The sequence below is a fragment of the Salinicoccus luteus DSM 17002 genome (genome assembly GCF_000712035.1).
Taxonomy (GTDB): Bacteria; Bacillota; Bacilli; order Staphylococcales; family Salinicoccaceae; genus Salinicoccus; species Salinicoccus luteus.
In genome coordinates this window covers 357,926-374,772 of record NZ_JONV01000006.1, presented here as the reverse complement: position 1 = coordinate 374,772, position 16,847 = coordinate 357,926, and the positions used below count along the sequence as shown (strand labels likewise).

Annotated in this window: 17 protein-coding genes; 11 read left to right on the top strand and 6 right to left on the bottom strand. The window is 49.7% G+C overall.

The genetic code is table 11. From position 1 onward, the window contains the following. Window positions 1–6 precede the first annotated feature (6 nt). Window positions 7–273, bottom strand: a complete 267-nt coding sequence (locus BO53_RS0102065) for a DUF2627 domain-containing protein (protein ID WP_031544944.1) — start codon at window positions 271–273, stop codon at window positions 7–9. 162 nt (window positions 274–435) lie between these two features. Here BO53_RS0102065 and BO53_RS0102060 point away from each other — a divergent pair, with 162 nt between their 5' ends. The 8 genes from BO53_RS0102060 to BO53_RS0102025 all read left to right on the top strand — a co-directional run bounded on the left by BO53_RS0102060 (window position 436) and on the right by BO53_RS0102025 (window position 8,757). Continuing rightward, window positions 436–1,335 carry a phosphate acyltransferase gene (locus tag BO53_RS0102060; RefSeq protein WP_051682969.1) on the top strand — a complete coding sequence of 300 codons (900 nt, stop codon included), beginning with the start codon at window positions 436–438 and terminating at the stop codon, window positions 1,333–1,335. Between the two features lie 19 nt (window positions 1,336–1,354). Further along, window positions 1,355–2,449, top strand: a complete 1,095-nt coding sequence (locus BO53_RS0102055; RefSeq protein ID WP_031544939.1) for a Leu/Phe/Val dehydrogenase — start codon at window positions 1,355–1,357, stop codon at window positions 2,447–2,449. A gap of 9 nt (window positions 2,450–2,458) precedes the next feature. Then, the gene (gene buk, locus BO53_RS0102050; protein ID WP_031544937.1) at window positions 2,459–3,523 is read left to right on the top strand and encodes a butyrate kinase; all 1,065 of its coding nucleotides are present in this window, start codon (window positions 2,459–2,461) and stop codon (window positions 3,521–3,523) included. 8 nt (window positions 3,524–3,531) lie between these two features. Beyond that, a complete protein-coding gene (lpdA, locus tag BO53_RS0102045; RefSeq protein ID WP_245608178.1) occupies window positions 3,532–4,953 on the top strand; it encodes a dihydrolipoyl dehydrogenase in 1,422 nt (473 codons plus the stop codon). Beyond that, window positions 4,925–5,962, top strand: coding sequence for a thiamine pyrophosphate-dependent dehydrogenase E1 component subunit alpha (locus BO53_RS0102040; RefSeq protein ID WP_425414474.1), 1,038 nt, complete (start codon window positions 4,925–4,927; stop codon window positions 5,960–5,962). Before lpdA ends, BO53_RS0102040 begins: the two co-directional genes overlap by 29 nt. Then, complete coding sequence (locus BO53_RS0102035) at window positions 5,955–6,938, top strand: alpha-ketoacid dehydrogenase subunit beta (protein WP_031544931.1); 984 nt, start codon at window positions 5,955–5,957, stop codon at window positions 6,936–6,938. Before BO53_RS0102040 ends, BO53_RS0102035 begins: the two co-directional genes overlap by 8 nt. A gap of 14 nt (window positions 6,939–6,952) precedes the next feature. After that, window positions 6,953–8,227, top strand: a complete 1,275-nt coding sequence (locus BO53_RS0102030) for a dihydrolipoamide acetyltransferase family protein (protein ID WP_031544929.1) — start codon at window positions 6,953–6,955, stop codon at window positions 8,225–8,227. Window positions 8,228–8,319: 92 nt separating this feature from the next. Further along, the gene (locus BO53_RS0102025; RefSeq protein ID WP_031544927.1) at window positions 8,320–8,757 is read left to right on the top strand and encodes a BrxA/BrxB family bacilliredoxin; all 438 of its coding nucleotides are present in this window, start codon (window positions 8,320–8,322) and stop codon (window positions 8,755–8,757) included. Window positions 8,758–8,798: 41 nt separating this feature from the next. Here the strand turns inward: BO53_RS0102025 and prli42 are convergent, their stop codons facing one another. Further along, window positions 8,799–8,900 (bottom strand): stressosome-associated protein Prli42, encoded by a 102-nt coding sequence (gene prli42 / locus BO53_RS13815; RefSeq protein ID WP_156956073.1) that lies wholly within the window; start codon window positions 8,898–8,900, stop codon window positions 8,799–8,801. A gap of 82 nt (window positions 8,901–8,982) precedes the next feature. Here prli42 and BO53_RS0102015 point away from each other — a divergent pair, with 82 nt between their 5' ends. Both BO53_RS0102015 and gndA read left to right on the top strand, forming a co-directional pair. Beyond that, the gene (locus BO53_RS0102015) at window positions 8,983–10,104 is read left to right on the top strand and encodes a M20/M25/M40 family metallo-hydrolase (protein WP_031544925.1); all 1,122 of its coding nucleotides are present in this window, start codon (window positions 8,983–8,985) and stop codon (window positions 10,102–10,104) included. A gap of 5 nt (window positions 10,105–10,109) precedes the next feature. Continuing rightward, on the top strand, window positions 10,110–11,513 hold the full coding sequence (gndA, locus tag BO53_RS0102010; RefSeq protein ID WP_031544922.1) for an NADP-dependent phosphogluconate dehydrogenase: 1,404 nt from the start codon (window positions 10,110–10,112) through the stop codon (window positions 11,511–11,513). Window positions 11,514–11,558: 45 nt separating this feature from the next. Here the strand turns inward: gndA and BO53_RS0102005 are convergent, their stop codons facing one another. After that, on the bottom strand, window positions 11,559–12,410 hold the full coding sequence (locus BO53_RS0102005; RefSeq protein WP_031544920.1) for a helix-turn-helix domain-containing protein: 852 nt from the start codon (window positions 12,408–12,410) through the stop codon (window positions 11,559–11,561). Between the two features lie 19 nt (window positions 12,411–12,429). Continuing rightward, complete coding sequence (gene zwf, locus BO53_RS0102000) at window positions 12,430–13,914, bottom strand: glucose-6-phosphate dehydrogenase (RefSeq protein ID WP_031544918.1); 1,485 nt, start codon at window positions 13,912–13,914, stop codon at window positions 12,430–12,432. Window positions 13,915–14,028: 114 nt separating this feature from the next. Here zwf and BO53_RS0101995 point away from each other — a divergent pair, with 114 nt between their 5' ends. Continuing rightward, window positions 14,029–14,955, top strand: coding sequence for an MBL fold metallo-hydrolase (locus tag BO53_RS0101995; RefSeq protein WP_031544916.1), 927 nt, complete (start codon window positions 14,029–14,031; stop codon window positions 14,953–14,955). On the opposite strand, the gene BO53_RS0101990 is transcribed toward BO53_RS0101995, so the two are convergent. Next, window positions 14,930–15,850 carry an alpha/beta hydrolase gene (locus tag BO53_RS0101990; protein ID WP_031544914.1) on the bottom strand — a complete coding sequence of 307 codons (921 nt, stop codon included), beginning with the start codon at window positions 15,848–15,850 and terminating at the stop codon, window positions 14,930–14,932. The genes BO53_RS0101995 and BO53_RS0101990 overlap by 26 nt on opposite strands. Beyond that, window positions 15,847–16,761: an aldo/keto reductase gene (locus BO53_RS0101985; RefSeq protein ID WP_031544912.1), complete on the bottom strand. Its 915-nt coding sequence runs from the start codon at window positions 16,759–16,761 to the stop codon at window positions 15,847–15,849. Before BO53_RS0101985 ends, BO53_RS0101990 begins: the two co-directional genes overlap by 4 nt. Between the last annotated feature and the right edge of the window lie 86 nt (window positions 16,762–16,847).

Genomic DNA, 16,847 nt, shown 5'->3' with positions numbered 1-16,847 from the left:
GTCTCTTTATTCATTATCCTCGTCTTTCAATTGTCTGGATTTCTCCAAAAAACGTTCCTGGACCCTTTTCTGACGCTGTTCCCGATGCAGTATGTATCCACCGATGAACCATACGCCGAGCACCGTCAGAACCAGTCCGATGACGAACTGTACCACTGTAAGTGTGAACGGATCGTTGACAATGCCGAAAATACTGTCCCTCATATATTTGATGCCCAACCCTGCCAAAAATACCGGTATGACCAGTATGACGAGCGCAATCACCTTCTGCATTAAAATCACCCTGAATATTTGTATATAGCCATTATAACCCATGTAGAATAAGTAATAAAACAAATGATTTTTTGACAACCTTCTGAATATTCCATGTTTAGCTAAAATCCTGCAAATTGATATGTGAATATGTATAATAAAAACTGTAGGGGAGGTAGAATCATGAACTTTGATGAAATTTTCATAGGGGATAAAAATAAAATGACAGCGCTTTCAGTATGCAGGGCAGCCGACCCGGAAGTGCTCAACCCCCTCATCCGTATAATTGAAGAAAAAGGGATAGTATGTCATCTTGTAGATGACCGGGAGAAATTGAAATCCATGCTTCAGGCATTCGGGGCCGATCATATGGTCGGCCAGAAAATCATAATCCACCATGCCGCGGATAATGGAGAAGCAGCGGCCGTCTCCCTTGGGCTCATCGCTTCGGGGGAAGCCAATGTCCTGATGAAGGGGCTGATTCCAACTTCCATTCTCTTGAAGGAAGTGCTGAAGAAGGAGTATGGACTGATACATAACCGCCTGCTGAGCCACCTGGCACTGTTCGATATGCCGAATTATCACAAAGCTGTCTTCCTGAGTGATGCAGGCATGAATATTGCACCAACCCTCGAACAGAAGAAACAGATTGTCGACAATGCCCTGGCCTGTGCGCATGAACTTGGGGTCGGGCGCCCAAAGGTGGCGCTTCTGTCTGCAGTGGACAAGGTCACCGATAAGATGCCTTCGACCATCGACGCAGAGATGCTTTCCCAATTCGATGCCAAAAATTATAAATTTGATAGTACAATAGAGGGACCACTGCAATTCGACGTGGCAATATCAGAAGAAGCGGCCCGGCACAAAGGCATTTCATCCCAGGTCGCTGGGGATGTGGACATACTGATTGCACCGAATATCGAAGCGGGGAACATCCTTTACAAATCACTGGTCTACTCTGCAGGAGCGCGCGTCGCTTCCGTCATTACCGGTGCCAAGGTGCCCATCGTACTGACATCAAGGGCAGACAGTGCCGAAGACAGATATAATTCGATAAACCTGGCAATGATGATTTCCAAATAAATTATTGGAGTGATAATGAATGATATTTGAAAAGATGGAGCAATACGACTACGAACAGCTGATTTTCTGCCACGATGAAACAAGCGGATTGAAAGCGATCATCTGTATCCATGACACTACACTCGGCCCCGCACTCGGCGGCTGCAGAATGTGGAAGTATGACACTGAAGAAGAAGCCATAGAGGACGTATTGCGTCTGGCCAAGGGCATGACTTACAAGAATGCTGCTGCCGGACTCAATCTCGGGGGCGGAAAGACAGTCGTCATCGGTGATGCCGAGAAGGATAAATCCGAAGCTTTCTTCAGGGCGTTGGGCAGATATGTCAACAGCCTGGGAGGCAGGTACATCACAGCCGAAGATGTGGGGACTACAGTAAATGATATGGACCTCATCTATCAGGAGACGCCATATGTATGCGGCATCAGCGAATCGTATGGTTCCGGAGGCAACCCGAGTCCGATGACGGCATACGGTGTATACATGGCGATGAAGCGTACGGCAAAGGAAGCTTTTGGTGATGATTCACTCGAAGGCAGAAAGATCGCCATCCAGGGGGTCGGGAACGTTTCATACAGCCTCTGCAGGCACCTGCATGAAGAAGGGGCCAAACTGATCGTCACAGACATAAATAACGATTCTGTGGAGCGGGCCGTAAATGACTTCGGCGCTGAAGCGGTGGGCATAGAAGATATCTATTCAGTCGACGCGGACATTTTTGCACCGTGTGCCCTGGGCGGCATCCTGAATGACGATACGATTCCTGAACTCAAGGTGAAGGCCGTGTGCGGCAGCGCCAACAACCAGCTGCTGGACAGCGACAGGCATGGAAGCCTGCTCGAGGAGCGCGGCATCGTCTATGCACCGGACTATGTAGTCAACTGCGGAGGCGTCATCAATGTAGCGGACGAGCTCCAGGGGTATAATGCAGAGCGTGCGAAAAGCAAAGTGAAGGAAATATACAACCAGATGGATAAGATTTTTTCAATTGCGCAACGCGATGGCGTTACGCCGACTGTCGCAGCAGACCGCCTCGCAGAAGAACGCATCGACAGCATGATGCGTGTCAGAAGCACATTTTCATTAAATGAAGTGACAACACTCGGCAGGAGGTAGAGGCCACCCATGCGATACACCATCCTTGTAGTCAACCTCGGAGGGACCTCCACCAAAGTTGCACTATATGAGAACACTGAACGTTCTGTACATGAAACGATCAGCCATCCAACCCAAGAAATCGTCAGGCCTTTAAATGAACAGATAGACTTCAGGCTTGAAGCAATCAGGGATTTCCTCACAAGAAGCGGCATCGATCCCCGCGCCATCGATATGGTCAGCGCCCGTGGCGGACTTCTGAAGCCGATAAAGGGCGGAACGTATGATATCAATGACAAGATGGTCGATGACCTGAAAGCGAACAGGTATGGTAAACATGCTTCCAATCTGAGCGGCGTCATTGCCGACAGGTTCCGTGAAGAATATGGCTGCAGGGCGGTCATAACAGATCCAGTCGTCGTGGACGAACTGGCTGAGGAAGTGCGCCTTACCGGTCTCAGGGACATCGAAAGGAAGTCCGTCTTCCATGCACTCAACCAGAAGGCGGTTGCACGCAAGTATGCTGCATCCATCGGAAAGCGCTACTCCGAGGTCAATGTCATCGTTTCCCATATGGGGGGCGGCATTACCGTCGGTGCACACGAAAATGGGAGAGTGGTGGATGTAAATGACGGCCTCTCCGGCGAGGGGCCGATGAGTCCGACCCGCACGGGCTCCCTGCCCAACGGCAGCCTTGCCAGGTTCATCATTGAGAATAACCTGGATTATGACAGCATCTATGAAATATTGACGAAAGAGGGCGGATTCATTTCACTTGCAGGCACCCAGGATGCCCTTGAACTTGAAAAGCGCGCGACCTCTGGAGACGAAACGACACAAAAAATCTTCAGGGCGCTTGCCGCCCAGATCGCCAAAGAGATTGGCTCCCGTTCTGCCATGCTGAAGGGACGGGTCGACCAGATCATATTTACAGGAGGACTGGCCCACAGCGAATATCTCATCGACCTCGTCAGACCCTACATCTCATTCATTGCACCTGTCTCGGTCTTCCCCGGAGAAGAGGAGATGCAGGCGCTGGCGGAAGGGGCTTATCGTGTTCTGGCAGGCAGGGAAGAAATGAAAACCTATATGTAGGAGTGGATATAATGGCATACGAATACGACCTGGTCATACTGGGCGGCGGAACCGCCGGCTATGTTGCAGCCATCAAGGCGGGACAGGCTGGCTTGAAGACGGCAATCGTCGAAAAGGAGAAGCTTGGGGGGACATGCCTCCATAAAGGATGCATACCGACAAAGAGCATGCTCAAATCTGCAGAGGTGGCCAATACCATGAAGCATGCCGACCTCTTTGGTATTGGAGCGGTGGAGCCCGAAATTGATATGGCGAAGATACAGGGCCGGAAGCAGGATGTGGTCGACCAGATGTACAGCGGGGTCAAACATCTCATGAAAAAGCACAAGGTCGACGTCTTCAACGGACATGGCCGCATACTCGGCCCCTCCATATTTTCACCGATGGCGGGTACGGTTGCAGTCGAGCATCCGGAGGATGAGGAGGCGGAAAGTGAAATCCTCATCAACCAGAATGTAATGATTGCGACGGGGTCCCACCCGCGTCCCCTGCCATTCCTTCCGTTCGACGGCAACCTCGTACTTTCAAGCGATGACATGATGACGCTCGATCATGTGCCTTCCAGAATGGCGATCATCGGGGGTGGTGTCATCGGTCTTGAATTTGCGAGCATACTGACGGACCTCGGGTCGCACGTCACCGTGGTCGAAGCGGGCAGCCAGATCATCCCCCACGAAGACAAAGATGTTGCAGAGGCGCTGAAAAAAGCGCTCGAAGCACAGGGTGTCATCTTCAAGACCGGCATTGCCCTGGACGAGGACCGCATCAGAAAGGATGAAGACACCATCACCCTTCAGTTCGACGAAGGGGAGGAGACTTTTGACAAAGCTCTGATTGCCATCGGCCGGGCGCCGAATACTGAAGATCTCGGGCTGGGCAATACGAAGATACAGCTCGATGGCGGATATATCTCCACCGATGCATACTACCAGACGAAAGATGCGAACATCTATGCTGTAGGCGATGTCATCGGAAATCTGCAGCTGGCCCATGTGGCTACGAAAGAGGCTGTCACTGCGGTTGAACATATGACGGAGCAAAAGCCATACACCCTCGATTACAATGCTGTCCCAAGATGCATCTATACCCATCCCGAAGTGGCTTCGATCGGCATGACCGAAAAGGCACTGAAGGAGAAAGGTATGGCGTATTCCGTACATAAAGTGCCATTCGCAGCGGTCGGAAAAGCGGTAATCGCCCATGGAGACAAAGGATTTGGTAAAATACTTGTAGAACCTGAAACAAAGGATATACTCGGCCTTGCACTCATAGGCCCCGGAGCCACCGAACTGATCAATGAAGCGGCTCTGGCCAAATTTCTCGATGCATCGGCACTTGAAATCGGCAGCGCCATCCATGCCCACCCCTCCATAGGGGAAGTACTGATGGAGCTCGGCCTTGATGCAGAAGGGATCGGTATCCATGTATAAGGAGGACACTACATTGTTGGATTATAAAGAAGCGGGCCTCGAACCCGAGGACCTGAAGGAAATGTATCGTACGATGCACCTTGCAAGAAAACTTGATGAGAGGATGTGGCTGCTCAACCGTGCTGGAAAACTGCCGTTCGTCATCTCCTGTCAGGGGCAGGAGGCGACACAGGTTGGTGCCGGATATGCGCTTGACCGCGATGTGGACATCATCAGCCCGTACTATAGGGACCTGGCGCTTGTTACGCATTTTGGCATGACAGCAGAGGAGACGATGCTGTCCGCTTTTGCCAAGAAGGGTGATATTTCAAGCGGCGGAAAGCAGATGCCCTCGCACTTCAGTAAAAAGTCCTGCAACATCATGACACAGGGCTCCAGTGTAACAACGCAGCTCCTGCACGCAGTCGGTGCAAGCTTCAAGTTCAAGATGGACGGTGAGAAGCGGGTTGCTTTGACAACGCTCGGGGAAGGTTCTTCGAACCAGGGGGATTTCCATGAAGGCCTGAATTTTGTCGGAGTGCATGATCTGCCCTTCATCTGCATCATAGAAAACAATGATTATGCAATCAGCGTGCCCCGCGAGCTCCAGTATGGTGCGGAAAAGCTGTCGGACCGGGCGCTTGGATACGGCATGCATGGCGAGCATATAGACGGCAATGATCCGATAGCAGTATACAAGGCTGTCAAGGAAGCAAGGGAACGTGCAGTCAATGGAGGGGGCGGCACGCTCATCGAAGCGATGTCAACACGATTGACAGCCCATTCCTCAGACGATGATGACAGCTACCGCGAAAAGGAAGAACGCGAAACCATGAAGGAATCGGATTGCCTGATCAAATTCAGATCCTATATTCTGGAGCACGAAGTTGCAGACGAGGCGTGGTTCGAAGCACTGGATAAAGAAGCCAAAGCGATCGTCACCGATGCGACAAAAGCAGCTGAAAAAGCACCTTATCCTACTCCTGAGGAAGCTCTGACGCATGTGTATGAGGAGGTTCAGAATGGCTAAAATATCATATTTACAAGCAATCCATCAGGCACTTGACTATGAAATGGGACAGGATGAAAGTGTATTCGTCCTCGGTGAGGATGTAGGCAAGAAAGGCGGCGTCTTCAAGGTGACTGCAGGCCTCCAGGAAAAATACGGTGCAATGCGATGCCTCGATACCCCATTGGCGGAATCCAACATCGTCGGCACCAGCATTGGTGCTGCAATGATGGGAAAAAGGCCTGTGGCGGAAATACAGTTTGCAGACTATATCCTGCCCGCAACCAATCAGATACTGAGTGAAGCGGCGAAAATCAGGTACCGCTCCAACAACGACTGGAACTGTCCGATCGTCATTCGTGCGCCGTTTGGTGGTGGCATTCATGGGGCACTCTATCATTCCCAGTCTGTTGAGACCATTTTCGCTTCGACTCCCGGGCTGAAAGTCGTAATCCCATCCACACCAGCCGATGCTAAAGGACTTTTGATTTCGGCGATCCGGGACAACGATCCCGTATTGTTCTTTGAGCACAAGAAGGCCTACCGCCTTCTCAAGGAAGAAGTGCCCGAAGGCGATTATACCGTACCGATCGGCAAGGCGGACATCAAGCGTGAAGGGGACGACATCACGGTCATTACATATGGCCTCTGTGTCAACTATGCCCTTCAGGCAGCCGAGCGGCTGTCGAAGGATGGTTATGAAGCGGAGATACTCGATCTCAGGACCGTCTATCCACTGGATAAGGAAAGCATCATCAAGGCAGCTTCCAAAACAGGGAAAGTACTTCTTGTCACTGAAGATAACCTTGAAGGCAGTATCATCAGTGAAGTCTCAGCAATCATAGCAGAGAACTGCCTGTATGACCTGGATGCGCCGATTATGAGACTGGCTGGACCAGACGTCCCATCCATGCCGTACGCACCACCGATGGAAGATTTCTTCATGATCAATCCCGACAAGATTGAAGCCAAAATGAAAGAGCTCGCAGAGCATTAAGGAGGACATTACCTATGGAAGAAGTGTTGATGCCAAAGCTCGGCGAAAGTGTTACTGAAGGAACCATTGAAAAATGGCTGGTTCAGCCGGGGGATACGGTAGAGGAATATGATCCTTTATGTGAAGTCATTACCGACAAGGTGACGGCCGAAGTGCCTTCTGTATTCAATGGAACAATAAAGGAGCTTCTCGTCGAGGAGGGGGATACGGTGGAAGTCGGTACACCGATATGCCTCATGGAAACAGAAGATGATGCAGAATCCGCGAAGGAAGAGGAAAGTGGTGCGGAAGCGTCACAGGATCCCCAAACTTCAGATGTTATGGAAGAGGTGCCTTCTTCCGGGCAAAAAGACACCCCGGACGTGCCGAAGAAGGGAAAATCCCGTATTTCACCTGTCGTGATGCGCCTGGCCGAAGAAAATGACATCGACCTCAACACGATTGAAGGTACAGGTTTTGAAGGCCGTATCACGAAAAAGGATGTTCTGAAAACTATCGAAGCCGGTCCTCAGTCAGCCGGAACACAGCCGGAAGCACCGGCGTCTAAAGAACAGGAGGCTGTTCCTGCTCCGGCCGCTCAGAATATCATGGCGGGGGATGAGATACCAGTGACTGGTGTAAGGAAAGCTGTCGCCAGCAAGATGGTCCAGTCCAGCCAGGAGATTCCCCACGCCTGGCTGATGATGGAAGTGGACGCCACCAACCTGGTGAATGTCCGCAACAGGCATAAATCTTCATTCAAGGAGCGGGAAGGGTTCAACCTCACATTCTTCAGCTTCTTTGTAAAGGCAGTCGCCGAGACATTGAAGGAATATCCGATGCTGAACAGTTCGTGGCAGGGGGACAAGATAGTCATCAACAAGGACATCAACATCTCCATTGCCGTAGCCGGTGATGATAAGCTCTATGTGCCGGTCATAAGGAATGCAGACGACCTCTCCATCAAAGGCATCGCCAAGCAGGTGGGTGAACTTGCTGCGCTCGGCCGCAACCACAAGCTTACCCAGGAGCACATGGCAGGGGGCACATTCACGGTAAACAACACGGGTGCATTTGGATCCGTCCAGTCGATGGGCATCATCAACCATCCTCAGGCTGCAATACTGCAGGTCGAGTCCATTGTCAAAAAGCCTGTGATCATTGATGATATGATCGCCGTCAGACATATGGTCAACCTCTGTCTCTCCATCGATCACCGTATTCTGGATGGTCTGGTGGCAGGGCAGTTCCTGAAAGCCGTCAAAGAAAGAATTGAAGCATATTCTGTTGAAACCACTTCGGTCTACTAAGCTTTACAAAACCCTTCATCCGCTATAGAATTGAATAAAAGAAACTGAAATCACATCCTCTCCATGGGGCTGTTTCAAAAGGAGATTTTATAATGAATATGGATTTCAACATGTATATGAATGATGTCGTCAGCCAGGCAAGAAACGAAATGAGGGAATCGGGCTACACGGAACTGACCACGCCCGAGGAAGTCGACCAGCACCTTTCAAAAGAAGGAACAGCACTCGTAATGGTCAACTCTGTATGTGGCTGTGCCGGTGGCATCGCACGTCCAGCTGCCAAACACGCCCTTAATTACGATAAACTGCCGGACCAGCTGCTCACTGTATTTGCCGGTCAGGACAAGGAAGCGACTGAACATGTCAGGGAAAAGGCGCCTGAATACCTCCCGTCCTCTCCATCATTTGCCCTCTTCAAGGATGGCAAAATTGTGGATATGATCGAGAGGCACGAAATTGAAGGGCATGAAACGATGAGTGTCATTACCAACCTGCAGGCATGGTTCGAAGAACACGGCAAAGAAATCTGATGAACGAAAAAAAGAGGTCCCGCGGGACCTCTTTAATTTGGTTACACTGTTGTCAGCATGCTGACGCCGAAAAGCAGGCCGGAGATGACAATGAGAATTATCATGAACCAGATTACTGCTTTCTGAACTTTTTTGTTGTTCATAAAACCATCCTTAAAAATTTGTTCTTTTAATTATAATACACGTCTACTGTACAATCAACTCAACTATTGGAGGAAGCTATTTATGAACAAGGACAGACTCGTCGATCAATTTATGGAAATGGTCCAGATTGATTCCGAAACAGGCCATGAAAGGGAGATGGCCGACTATCTTCTTAAAAAATTCAAAGATATGGGTATCGAAGCCCAAGAAGATGATACTCAGGAGAAAACCGGGTATGGTGCGGGCAATATACTCGTCAGGCTCAAAGGGGACAACACCAAGACTGAACCGATCTACTTTACAGTCCATATGGATACCGTTGCACCCGGTGTGGGCGTGAAGCCATCCATCGATGGGAGCTACATCGTCAGCGATGGTTCAACGATCCTCGGATCGGATGACAAGGCAGGGATTGCGTCACTCATCGAAGCCATCCATTATATCAAAGAATCCGGCATGCGCCATGGGGACATTGAAATCGTCATCACTGTGGGAGAAGAATCCGGACTTGTGGGGGCGAAGGCCTTTGATGCTTCTCAACTGAAAAGCAGATTCGGCTATGCGATCGACTCCACGGGCAAAGTCGGCACTGTGGTTACATCCGCACCGACCCAGAGTAAGATTGAAGCGCATATACACGGGAAAACAGCACATGCTGGGGTCGCACCTGAAACCGGCGTAAGTGCAATCAACATTGCAGCCCGTGCCATCAGCCAGATGAAGCTCGGACGCATCGACGAAGAGACAACAGCGAACATCGGCCGTTTTGAAGGCGGCGGTGCAACGAACGTAGTCACTGACTATGTCTATCTGCTGGGGGAAGCGAGAAGCCTGGATGATGACAAAATGAAGGCACAGACGGAACACATGAAGGAAACCTTCGAAAGCGTCGCCAAAGATATGGGCGGCCGTGCAGAAGTCAGGACAGAAGTGATGTATGCTGCATTGAAGGCCTCCAAAGACTCCGATGTCGTCAGGACAGCAGTACAGGCTATAGAAAACATCGGCCGCAGACCGGACCTCATCAGCCTAGGCGGCGGGAGCGACGGCAATATATTTGCAGGAGCAGGGCTGGATACGGCAATATTGGGCCTTGGATACGAAAACATCCATACGACGGAAGAAAAGATGCCGATAGAGGAACTGCATAAAATCACTGAGCTGGTCATTGAAATCATCAAAGTCCAGAATAATAAGGAGTAGAGCGCATGATCTATGATATTGGAGTAGTCGGGCTTGGCGTCATGGGGACAAATATCGCAAAAAACATGTCAAGAAATGGATTCAGGGTGGTCACTTTCGACTTCTTTGAAGATGTCAGGGAAAACCGCATGACTGAACTTAAAGAAGAGAAAGTGGATATCGCATCCTCATTGGAAAGTTTCATTGAAAGTCTGAAAAAACCAAGAAACATTCTCCTTCTCGTGAAGGCGGGAGAAGTGACGGATAAGACCATTGAACAGATTGCACCGTACCTTGAGGAAGGGGATACACTGATTGATGGCGGGAATGAACAGTATGAAAACACACGCCGACGCAATATGCAACTGACTGAAAAGGGGATAAACTTCATCGGCATGGGCGTAAGTGGAGGCGAAGAGGGCGCTTTGAACGGCCCTTCGCTGATGCCGGGCGGCCAACGGAAAGCCTATGACAATGTCAGTGACATACTTGAAAAAATTGCTGCCAAAGCAGATGACGGGAAACCATGTGTCACCTATATTGGTGAGGATGGAAGTGGCCATTATGTAAAAATGATCCATAACGGCATTGAATATGCCGATATGGAACTCATTGCAGAGAGCTATTATTTCATGAAGCATGGCCTCAACATGTCAAATGATGAGATGAGTGCCGTCTTCGACGAATGGAACCAGGGCGACCTCAACAGCTATCTGATTGAAATCACTGCACGTATACTGGAGTTCAAAGATGAATCCGGCAATTACATCATCGACCTGATTCTGGACAAGGCGGGGCAGAAGGGGACAGGCAAGTGGACAGGTATCGAAGGACTCAAGCTCGGCATTCCATTGTCCCTGATTACAGACAGTGTATTCGTAAGGTGCCTCTCAAGCCTTATAGAAGAGCGGGCGCTTATAAGTGAAGCATATCAGAGCGAAATGAAGACCCTGTCTCCCGAGCAAAAGGATTCCGTGCTGGAGGACCTGAAGAACGCATTGTATATCAGCAAACTGATGAGCTACTCCCAAGGGTTCAGGCTGCTTCGGGAAGCGAGCGAAATCTATGATTGGAATCTGCAGCTCGGCGAGATTTCCATGATTTGGAGAAAAGGGTGCATCATACGGGCCCAGTTCCTGGAAGAGATCAACCGGGCATACGAAAATGATCCTGCTTTAACCAATCTGCTTCTGGATGACTATTTCAGGGATGTGGTCAGCTCAAGCCATCCGAGCCTGAGACGCATCGGGGTGCTTGCGATAGAAAATGAAATACCGATGCCTGCCTTCCTGAGCGCACTGTCCTACTTCGACAGCATGAAGCAGGAGAGGGTATCAAGCAACATGATCCAGGCCCAGCGCGACTATTTCGGAGCACATACCTACGAAAGGCTGGATAAGCCGGGCGTATTCCATACCGAGTGGCAGTAGCACAAAAAAATCGTCCGTCCCCCTCGTTGGGGACGGACGATTTTTTTATAGATCCTGATAAAGCGCCTGCCACACCTGGACTTTGGAATGTCCAGAAACAAAGTCATTCCGGCTTTTCAATATCTCTATGGAGAAATTGCAGTTGAGATCCTTCTCTTCCTTGAAACGCCATCTACGGAAGATATATCTGTATATATCCGCAGCCGCTTCTGCTGGAGCACCGGTGGATTCAAAGATTACAAATTCACTGCTCTCCGTATATGTCTCTTCGAAAGGGCTGGCGAGTGTCGATGAGACCCCTACGGTCAATTCCATTCCACCATCGACGTAGCGTTCATGCAGGATGATCCCCTTTATACTGCCATCATTGTATCTCAGCAATTCATTCAATACATCGTTTTCTTCAAGGTATGCAAGAAAATCATATTTCATCCCACTCCTATAGTTCTCGAGGGAAAAATTCCGGACGAATCCTATAATCCGGAAACCGTCCATATAGGCATTCCTTGCTGGGTATTTCGGACGGTCTACAGGTACCACTTCAAACGATATGCGCTCCTGGAGATCCAGAGCATCGAAATGCTTCTCGGTTTCATAAGGGGAAATCCCGAAAGCTTCCAGATACGCAATCTTGAAAGAATCGATATCCCGGTAGCCGTAAAACTTTACGATATCTATAAGCCTGAGGTGCCCTGCCTGCAACTCATGGGCGATTTCCGTCATCTTCCGTCTGGTCTGATACTCATAGGGTGTCATGCCGACTAGTGAAGTGAATATGGTGATGAATGATTTCGGCTCCACCCCCATGCCATCGAGCACGTTATCGTAGTCTATACGTTCACGCAGATGATCTTCTATATAGATGATGAACTTTTCGACAAAATTTACTGTTTCCATTATTTCCTCACTTCTCCAATTATACGTTCCACCACTTGAATCCGTCCTTGGACAGAAGGAGGCTGCTTTTGACCGGGCCGTCAGAACCTGAACGATAGTTCGGGAAAGGAGCGATCTCCTTCTCCCATGCCCTGTTGACGGGATCGACGAATGACCACGCATTCATCAGTTCTTCATAGTGGGTGAAATTGGTTGCATCTCCGTTCAGACAGTCATAGACCAGGTTTTCATAGGCGTCCACTGTACGCGACAGGTCCTGTGTGTCTACCGAATACGAAAGTTTGATCTCCTTGGTATCCTGTTCCCCCGCATAGTCCTTGACGTTCAGATGCAGGGTGATGCTTTCATTCGGTTGGATGCGGATGACAAGAAGGTTCTTGGCCAGAACATCGTCTTCTTCCTTCTGATAGTAGAGGTTCTTGGGAACTTCCTTGAACTCCACAACGATTTTCGTTTCCTTGTCCTTCATCCTTTTACCTGTACGGACATAGAATGGCACACCGGCCCATCTGAAATTATCAATGAAGAGCCGTGCTGCTATGAAAGTCGGCGTATTGGAATCCTCGCTGACATCCGCTTCCTCACGGTAGCTCTTTACATGGGCACCCTCTGCGAGTCCTTCATCGTACTGGCCCCGGACGAAATATTTGCTGACATCCTTCTCTTCGACTTTGCGGAGACTTTTCAGCACTTTGATCTTCTCTTCCCGGATATCGTCGCTGTTCAGGCTGATTGGCGGCTCCATGCCGAGCAGGGAGACGATCTGTAGCATATGGTTCTGGAACATATCGCGTACGGCGCCACTCCGTTCATAATACTCTCCCCGGTCAAGTACACCGAGCGATTCGGAAGATGTGATCTGGACATTCGATACATAATGATTGTTCCATAAAGGTTCGAACAGGCTGTTGCTGAAACGGATGACCTCTATATTCTGTACCATCTCCTTGCCGAGATAGTGGTCGATACGATAGATTTCATGCTCCCTGAATGTCTTTGAGATGTCTTCGTTCAGTTTATGGGCACTTTCGTAATCCTTGCCGAAGGGCTTCTCAATGATCAGCTTCTTGTACCCCTTAGTTTCCGTCACGCCGGAAATCCTCAGGTTGTCTGTAATATCCGTGAAGAACTGGGGCGGCATGGCCAGGTAGAAAAGCCTGTTGCCCGCTGTATCATGCTTTTCTTCAACGGCTTCGAATTTCTCCTTCAATGCTGCATAGCTGGCACTGTCCGTAACGGAGACCTTCACATAATGGATATGATCCAGAAATGCCTCGAGCCCCTCCAATGTTTCAAGCTTGTCGTTGCCACTGATGGAGGTTCTGGCAACATCCCTGAACTCTGCGTCCGTAAGATCGCGTCTGCCGACCGCAATCAATGCAAAGTCGTCCTTCAAAGACCCTTCCTGGAAGAGGTGAAAAATGGAGGGCAGCAGCTTCCTCCTCGAAAGGTCGCCTGTTGCTCCGAACAATGCGATCGCTACTTTAAATGGTTGAGTCGTCATATCCAACAAGTCCTTTAGTCAAAATTTTTCTTTTATCATTATTCCACTGTATTCTTAAAAACACAACTCTTTAATATGATATAATGAACCAACATTTCAAAAACAGGTGATAGAATGAAATTCAAAGTACTAGGTTCTGGCGCGGGCATTCCATCCAGAACGAGAAATACCCAAAGCTTCGTGCTGGATGTCGTCGAGGAGATCAACCAGTACTTCCTCATCGACGCCTCGGAGGCACTGCAGCACAGGATACTGAACACAACAATCAGGCCATCAAAAATAAAACACGTATTCATTACACACCTTCACGGTGATCATATATTCGGCCTGCCCGGATTCCTCTCGTCCCGCGCCCACCAGGGCGGGGAAGGGGTGCCGCTCGTGGTCTACGGGCCACCCGGCCTGAAGGAGTGGGTCGAGATGACCTTCAAGGTCAGCGGGTCCCACCTCAATTATCCCATACGCTTTGTGGAAGTCTCCCATAATGGGGAATATGACGTCGAAGGCTTCACTGTGAAGAGCTACCTGCTGGACCATGCAGTAGACAGCTTCATGTATGTCTTCATCGAACCGGACAAATTGGGTGCATTGGACAGTGGAAAGCTCAAGGATATCGGCATCATGCCCGGACCGGTCTACAGGGACATCAAAAATTCCCGCACCTTTCAGCATGACGGCGAGACATATGATACGGCAGATTTCCTGAGTCCACCGGTAAAGGGAAGGAAGGTGGCCGTCCATGGCGATACGAGGACGATCGACAGGACGGACTACCTGGAACTGCTTGACGGTGCCGATCTCATCGTCCATGAAGCGACCTACCTTGAAGGGGAACAGGAAAAAGCACACCAGTATTTCCACTCGGAAATAAATGGTGTGCTCAATAACCTGTCCGGAATTTCATATGGCCGGCTGCTGCTCGGCCACATCAGCAACCGCTACGACGCTGAAATGATACAGAGCGTCGAAGATCGGCTTGGGGACCGTGCGATACTTGCACATGACTATCTTGAAATTACCATCCCACGTGATTTGCGATAAAGCTCTCAACGACTTTTCTGTACTTTTCGGGGTTTTTGTTATAGCTTTCCACATGCCCGCCACGTTCCGGATACCATGCCGCCTTTGGCGGCTTTTTCTTTTTATACAGCTCCTCCGTATGGGTATGGGGGATGAATTTATCGGGCTTTGAGTGGACGAACAGGACCGGCTGCTCTATCTTTTCTATGACCCTGATCGGGGAGACTTTGAACAGCGAAAATCTGCTTCTGATGCGGAAGAAGATATTTGTGAAGACCAGGATTACCGGCGACCCTATTTTCGTATACTGGCTGAATATGTTCGTCAGCTCATCCCCGAGGGTGGAGAAGGAAGCATCCGAAATATAGAACTTGGCCCGGTTTGAAAGTTCGCCTGCATAGAGCAGCATCGTTGCAGCTCCCATGGACTCCCCATGTACGCCGACTTCGATGTCCGGTCCGTAATGATCGAAAAGATAGTCCACGACGGTCTCAAGGTCATACTTTTCGTAGAATCCATAGGTCGAATGGATGCCCCCTGTATTTCCATGGCGTCTGGCATCATAGATGACACAGTTGTAGCCCATGTCCGTGAACATGTTCAGATATTTGATTGAACTGATCTTGTTCTCCGTCACCCCGTGGCACAGCACCATCCACTTGTTCGTCTCATTCGGATGGACGAAGACGGCATTGATGCTGTAGTCGAATTTCGACGGGATGAGGAGGTCATCCTGGGGAAGCGCCTGGAAAGTTTTCATGTTCAGCCGTTTGGCCCGTGTCTCACGCCTTTTGATGACCTCTACGTCCCTCAGTTTGAAAAACAGGGCCTGACTCGATGCGTAGTATCCAAGCGAAATGAACAGGAGAATGAGCGAGCTGGCCAGTGCGACCAGCCATTTTATGAAAGATTTCATGCCCTATGCTCCTCGTATCTGATCAGTTTGACCGCGTCCAGGATGCGCTCATAATCCTGCTGCGTGAGTTTGGGCATGTTCCTGTAGCTTTCCACATTGGCTTCAAGCTGGGAAAGGCTGCTCACCCCGTTTACGATCACTGCATCATTATGCCTCAGGAAGGCATAGGAGAGGGCGGTGAGATCTCCATTGATCTGCTCAAGCTTCCCGAGTGTCTCCTGCAGCTCTTCATATGAATAGTCCAGCACACCGTCTGCAAACTTGTTCTCCAGCACTTTGCGGGAATTGCCGCTCAGCAGCCCCTTCATCACCGGACCCCTTGAGAGTATCTTCACATCCTCATCCAGCTTCCCGGCAACTTCCAAAGGTCTGTTGTCAATAGGATTGAACTGCATCATCAGTGTCGAAATGTTGCTGTGCTTCAGATAATAGTCGATGACGTTGAGGCGGATGGAGGAGATGCCGTAACTTCTGATCACCCCCTCCTTCTTGAGGTCTTCAAATGCTGATATCGTTTCATCCTTGTTGTCTTCGATTGTGCCGCCATGCAGCTGATAGAGGTCGATCGCCTCGACGCCAAGACGGCTGAGGGAATCCTTGACTGCATTTTTGATATGGGCAGCGGATGGATTCCAACCGATCTTCTCCTGCTTTTCTGCATCGAATTCGTTGCCGGCCTTGGTGCCGATGGTGAATGCATAATCCGACCGGAACTGCTGCATCACTTCACCGAGGACCTTTTCATTTTCACCAAACTGGTAAAGGTCTGCAGTATCAAAGTGGGTGATGCCCGATTCCAGTGCAGACCGGATAATCCTTTCAGTCTCCGGCCTGTCGTCCAATGGCAGATTCATGCATCCCAAGGAAAGTTCGGATAGGGTGATGTCATCTTTCAACTGAATGTTTCTCATAAGTTCATGCCTCCATTAATTAGTCATTTAGAATTATACCAACACTGGGTGATTTCTTGCATTATTTTGCCTTTTTGTCCATACTA

Coding starts and splice junctions, on each gene's coding strand:
- BO53_RS0101985 (WP_031544912.1), bottom strand. CDS start 16,761: ATGAGAAACATTCAGTTGAAAGATGACATCACCCTATCCGAACTTTCC.
- BO53_RS0102015 (WP_031544925.1), top strand. CDS start 8,983: ATGAACAAGGACAGACTCGTCGATCAATTTATGGAAATGGTCCAGATT.
- gndA (WP_031544922.1), top strand. CDS start 10,110: ATGATCTATGATATTGGAGTAGTCGGGCTTGGCGTCATGGGGACAAAT.
- BO53_RS0102035 (WP_031544931.1), top strand. CDS start 5,955: ATGGCTAAAATATCATATTTACAAGCAATCCATCAGGCACTTGACTAT.
- BO53_RS0102040 (WP_425414474.1), top strand. CDS start 4,925: ATGCAGAAGGGATCGGTATCCATGTATAAGGAGGACACTACATTGTTG.
- BO53_RS0102065 (WP_031544944.1), bottom strand. CDS start 273: ATGCAGAAGGTGATTGCGCTCGTCATACTGGTCATACCGGTATTTTTG.
- BO53_RS0102025 (WP_031544927.1), top strand. CDS start 8,320: ATGAATATGGATTTCAACATGTATATGAATGATGTCGTCAGCCAGGCA.
- zwf (WP_031544918.1), bottom strand. CDS start 13,914: ATGACGACTCAACCATTTAAAGTAGCGATCGCATTGTTCGGAGCAACA.
- BO53_RS0101995 (WP_031544916.1), top strand. CDS start 14,029: ATGAAATTCAAAGTACTAGGTTCTGGCGCGGGCATTCCATCCAGAACG.
- BO53_RS0102060 (WP_051682969.1), top strand. CDS start 436: ATGAACTTTGATGAAATTTTCATAGGGGATAAAAATAAAATGACAGCG.
- prli42 (WP_156956073.1), bottom strand. CDS start 8,900: ATGAACAACAAAAAAGTTCAGAAAGCAGTAATCTGGTTCATGATAATT.
- buk (WP_031544937.1), top strand. CDS start 2,459: ATGCGATACACCATCCTTGTAGTCAACCTCGGAGGGACCTCCACCAAA.
- BO53_RS0102030 (WP_031544929.1), top strand. CDS start 6,953: ATGGAAGAAGTGTTGATGCCAAAGCTCGGCGAAAGTGTTACTGAAGGA.
- BO53_RS0102055 (WP_031544939.1), top strand. CDS start 1,355: ATGATATTTGAAAAGATGGAGCAATACGACTACGAACAGCTGATTTTC.
- BO53_RS0102005 (WP_031544920.1), bottom strand. CDS start 12,410: ATGGAAACAGTAAATTTTGTCGAAAAGTTCATCATCTATATAGAAGAT.
- BO53_RS0101990 (WP_031544914.1), bottom strand. CDS start 15,850: ATGAAATCTTTCATAAAATGGCTGGTCGCACTGGCCAGCTCGCTCATT.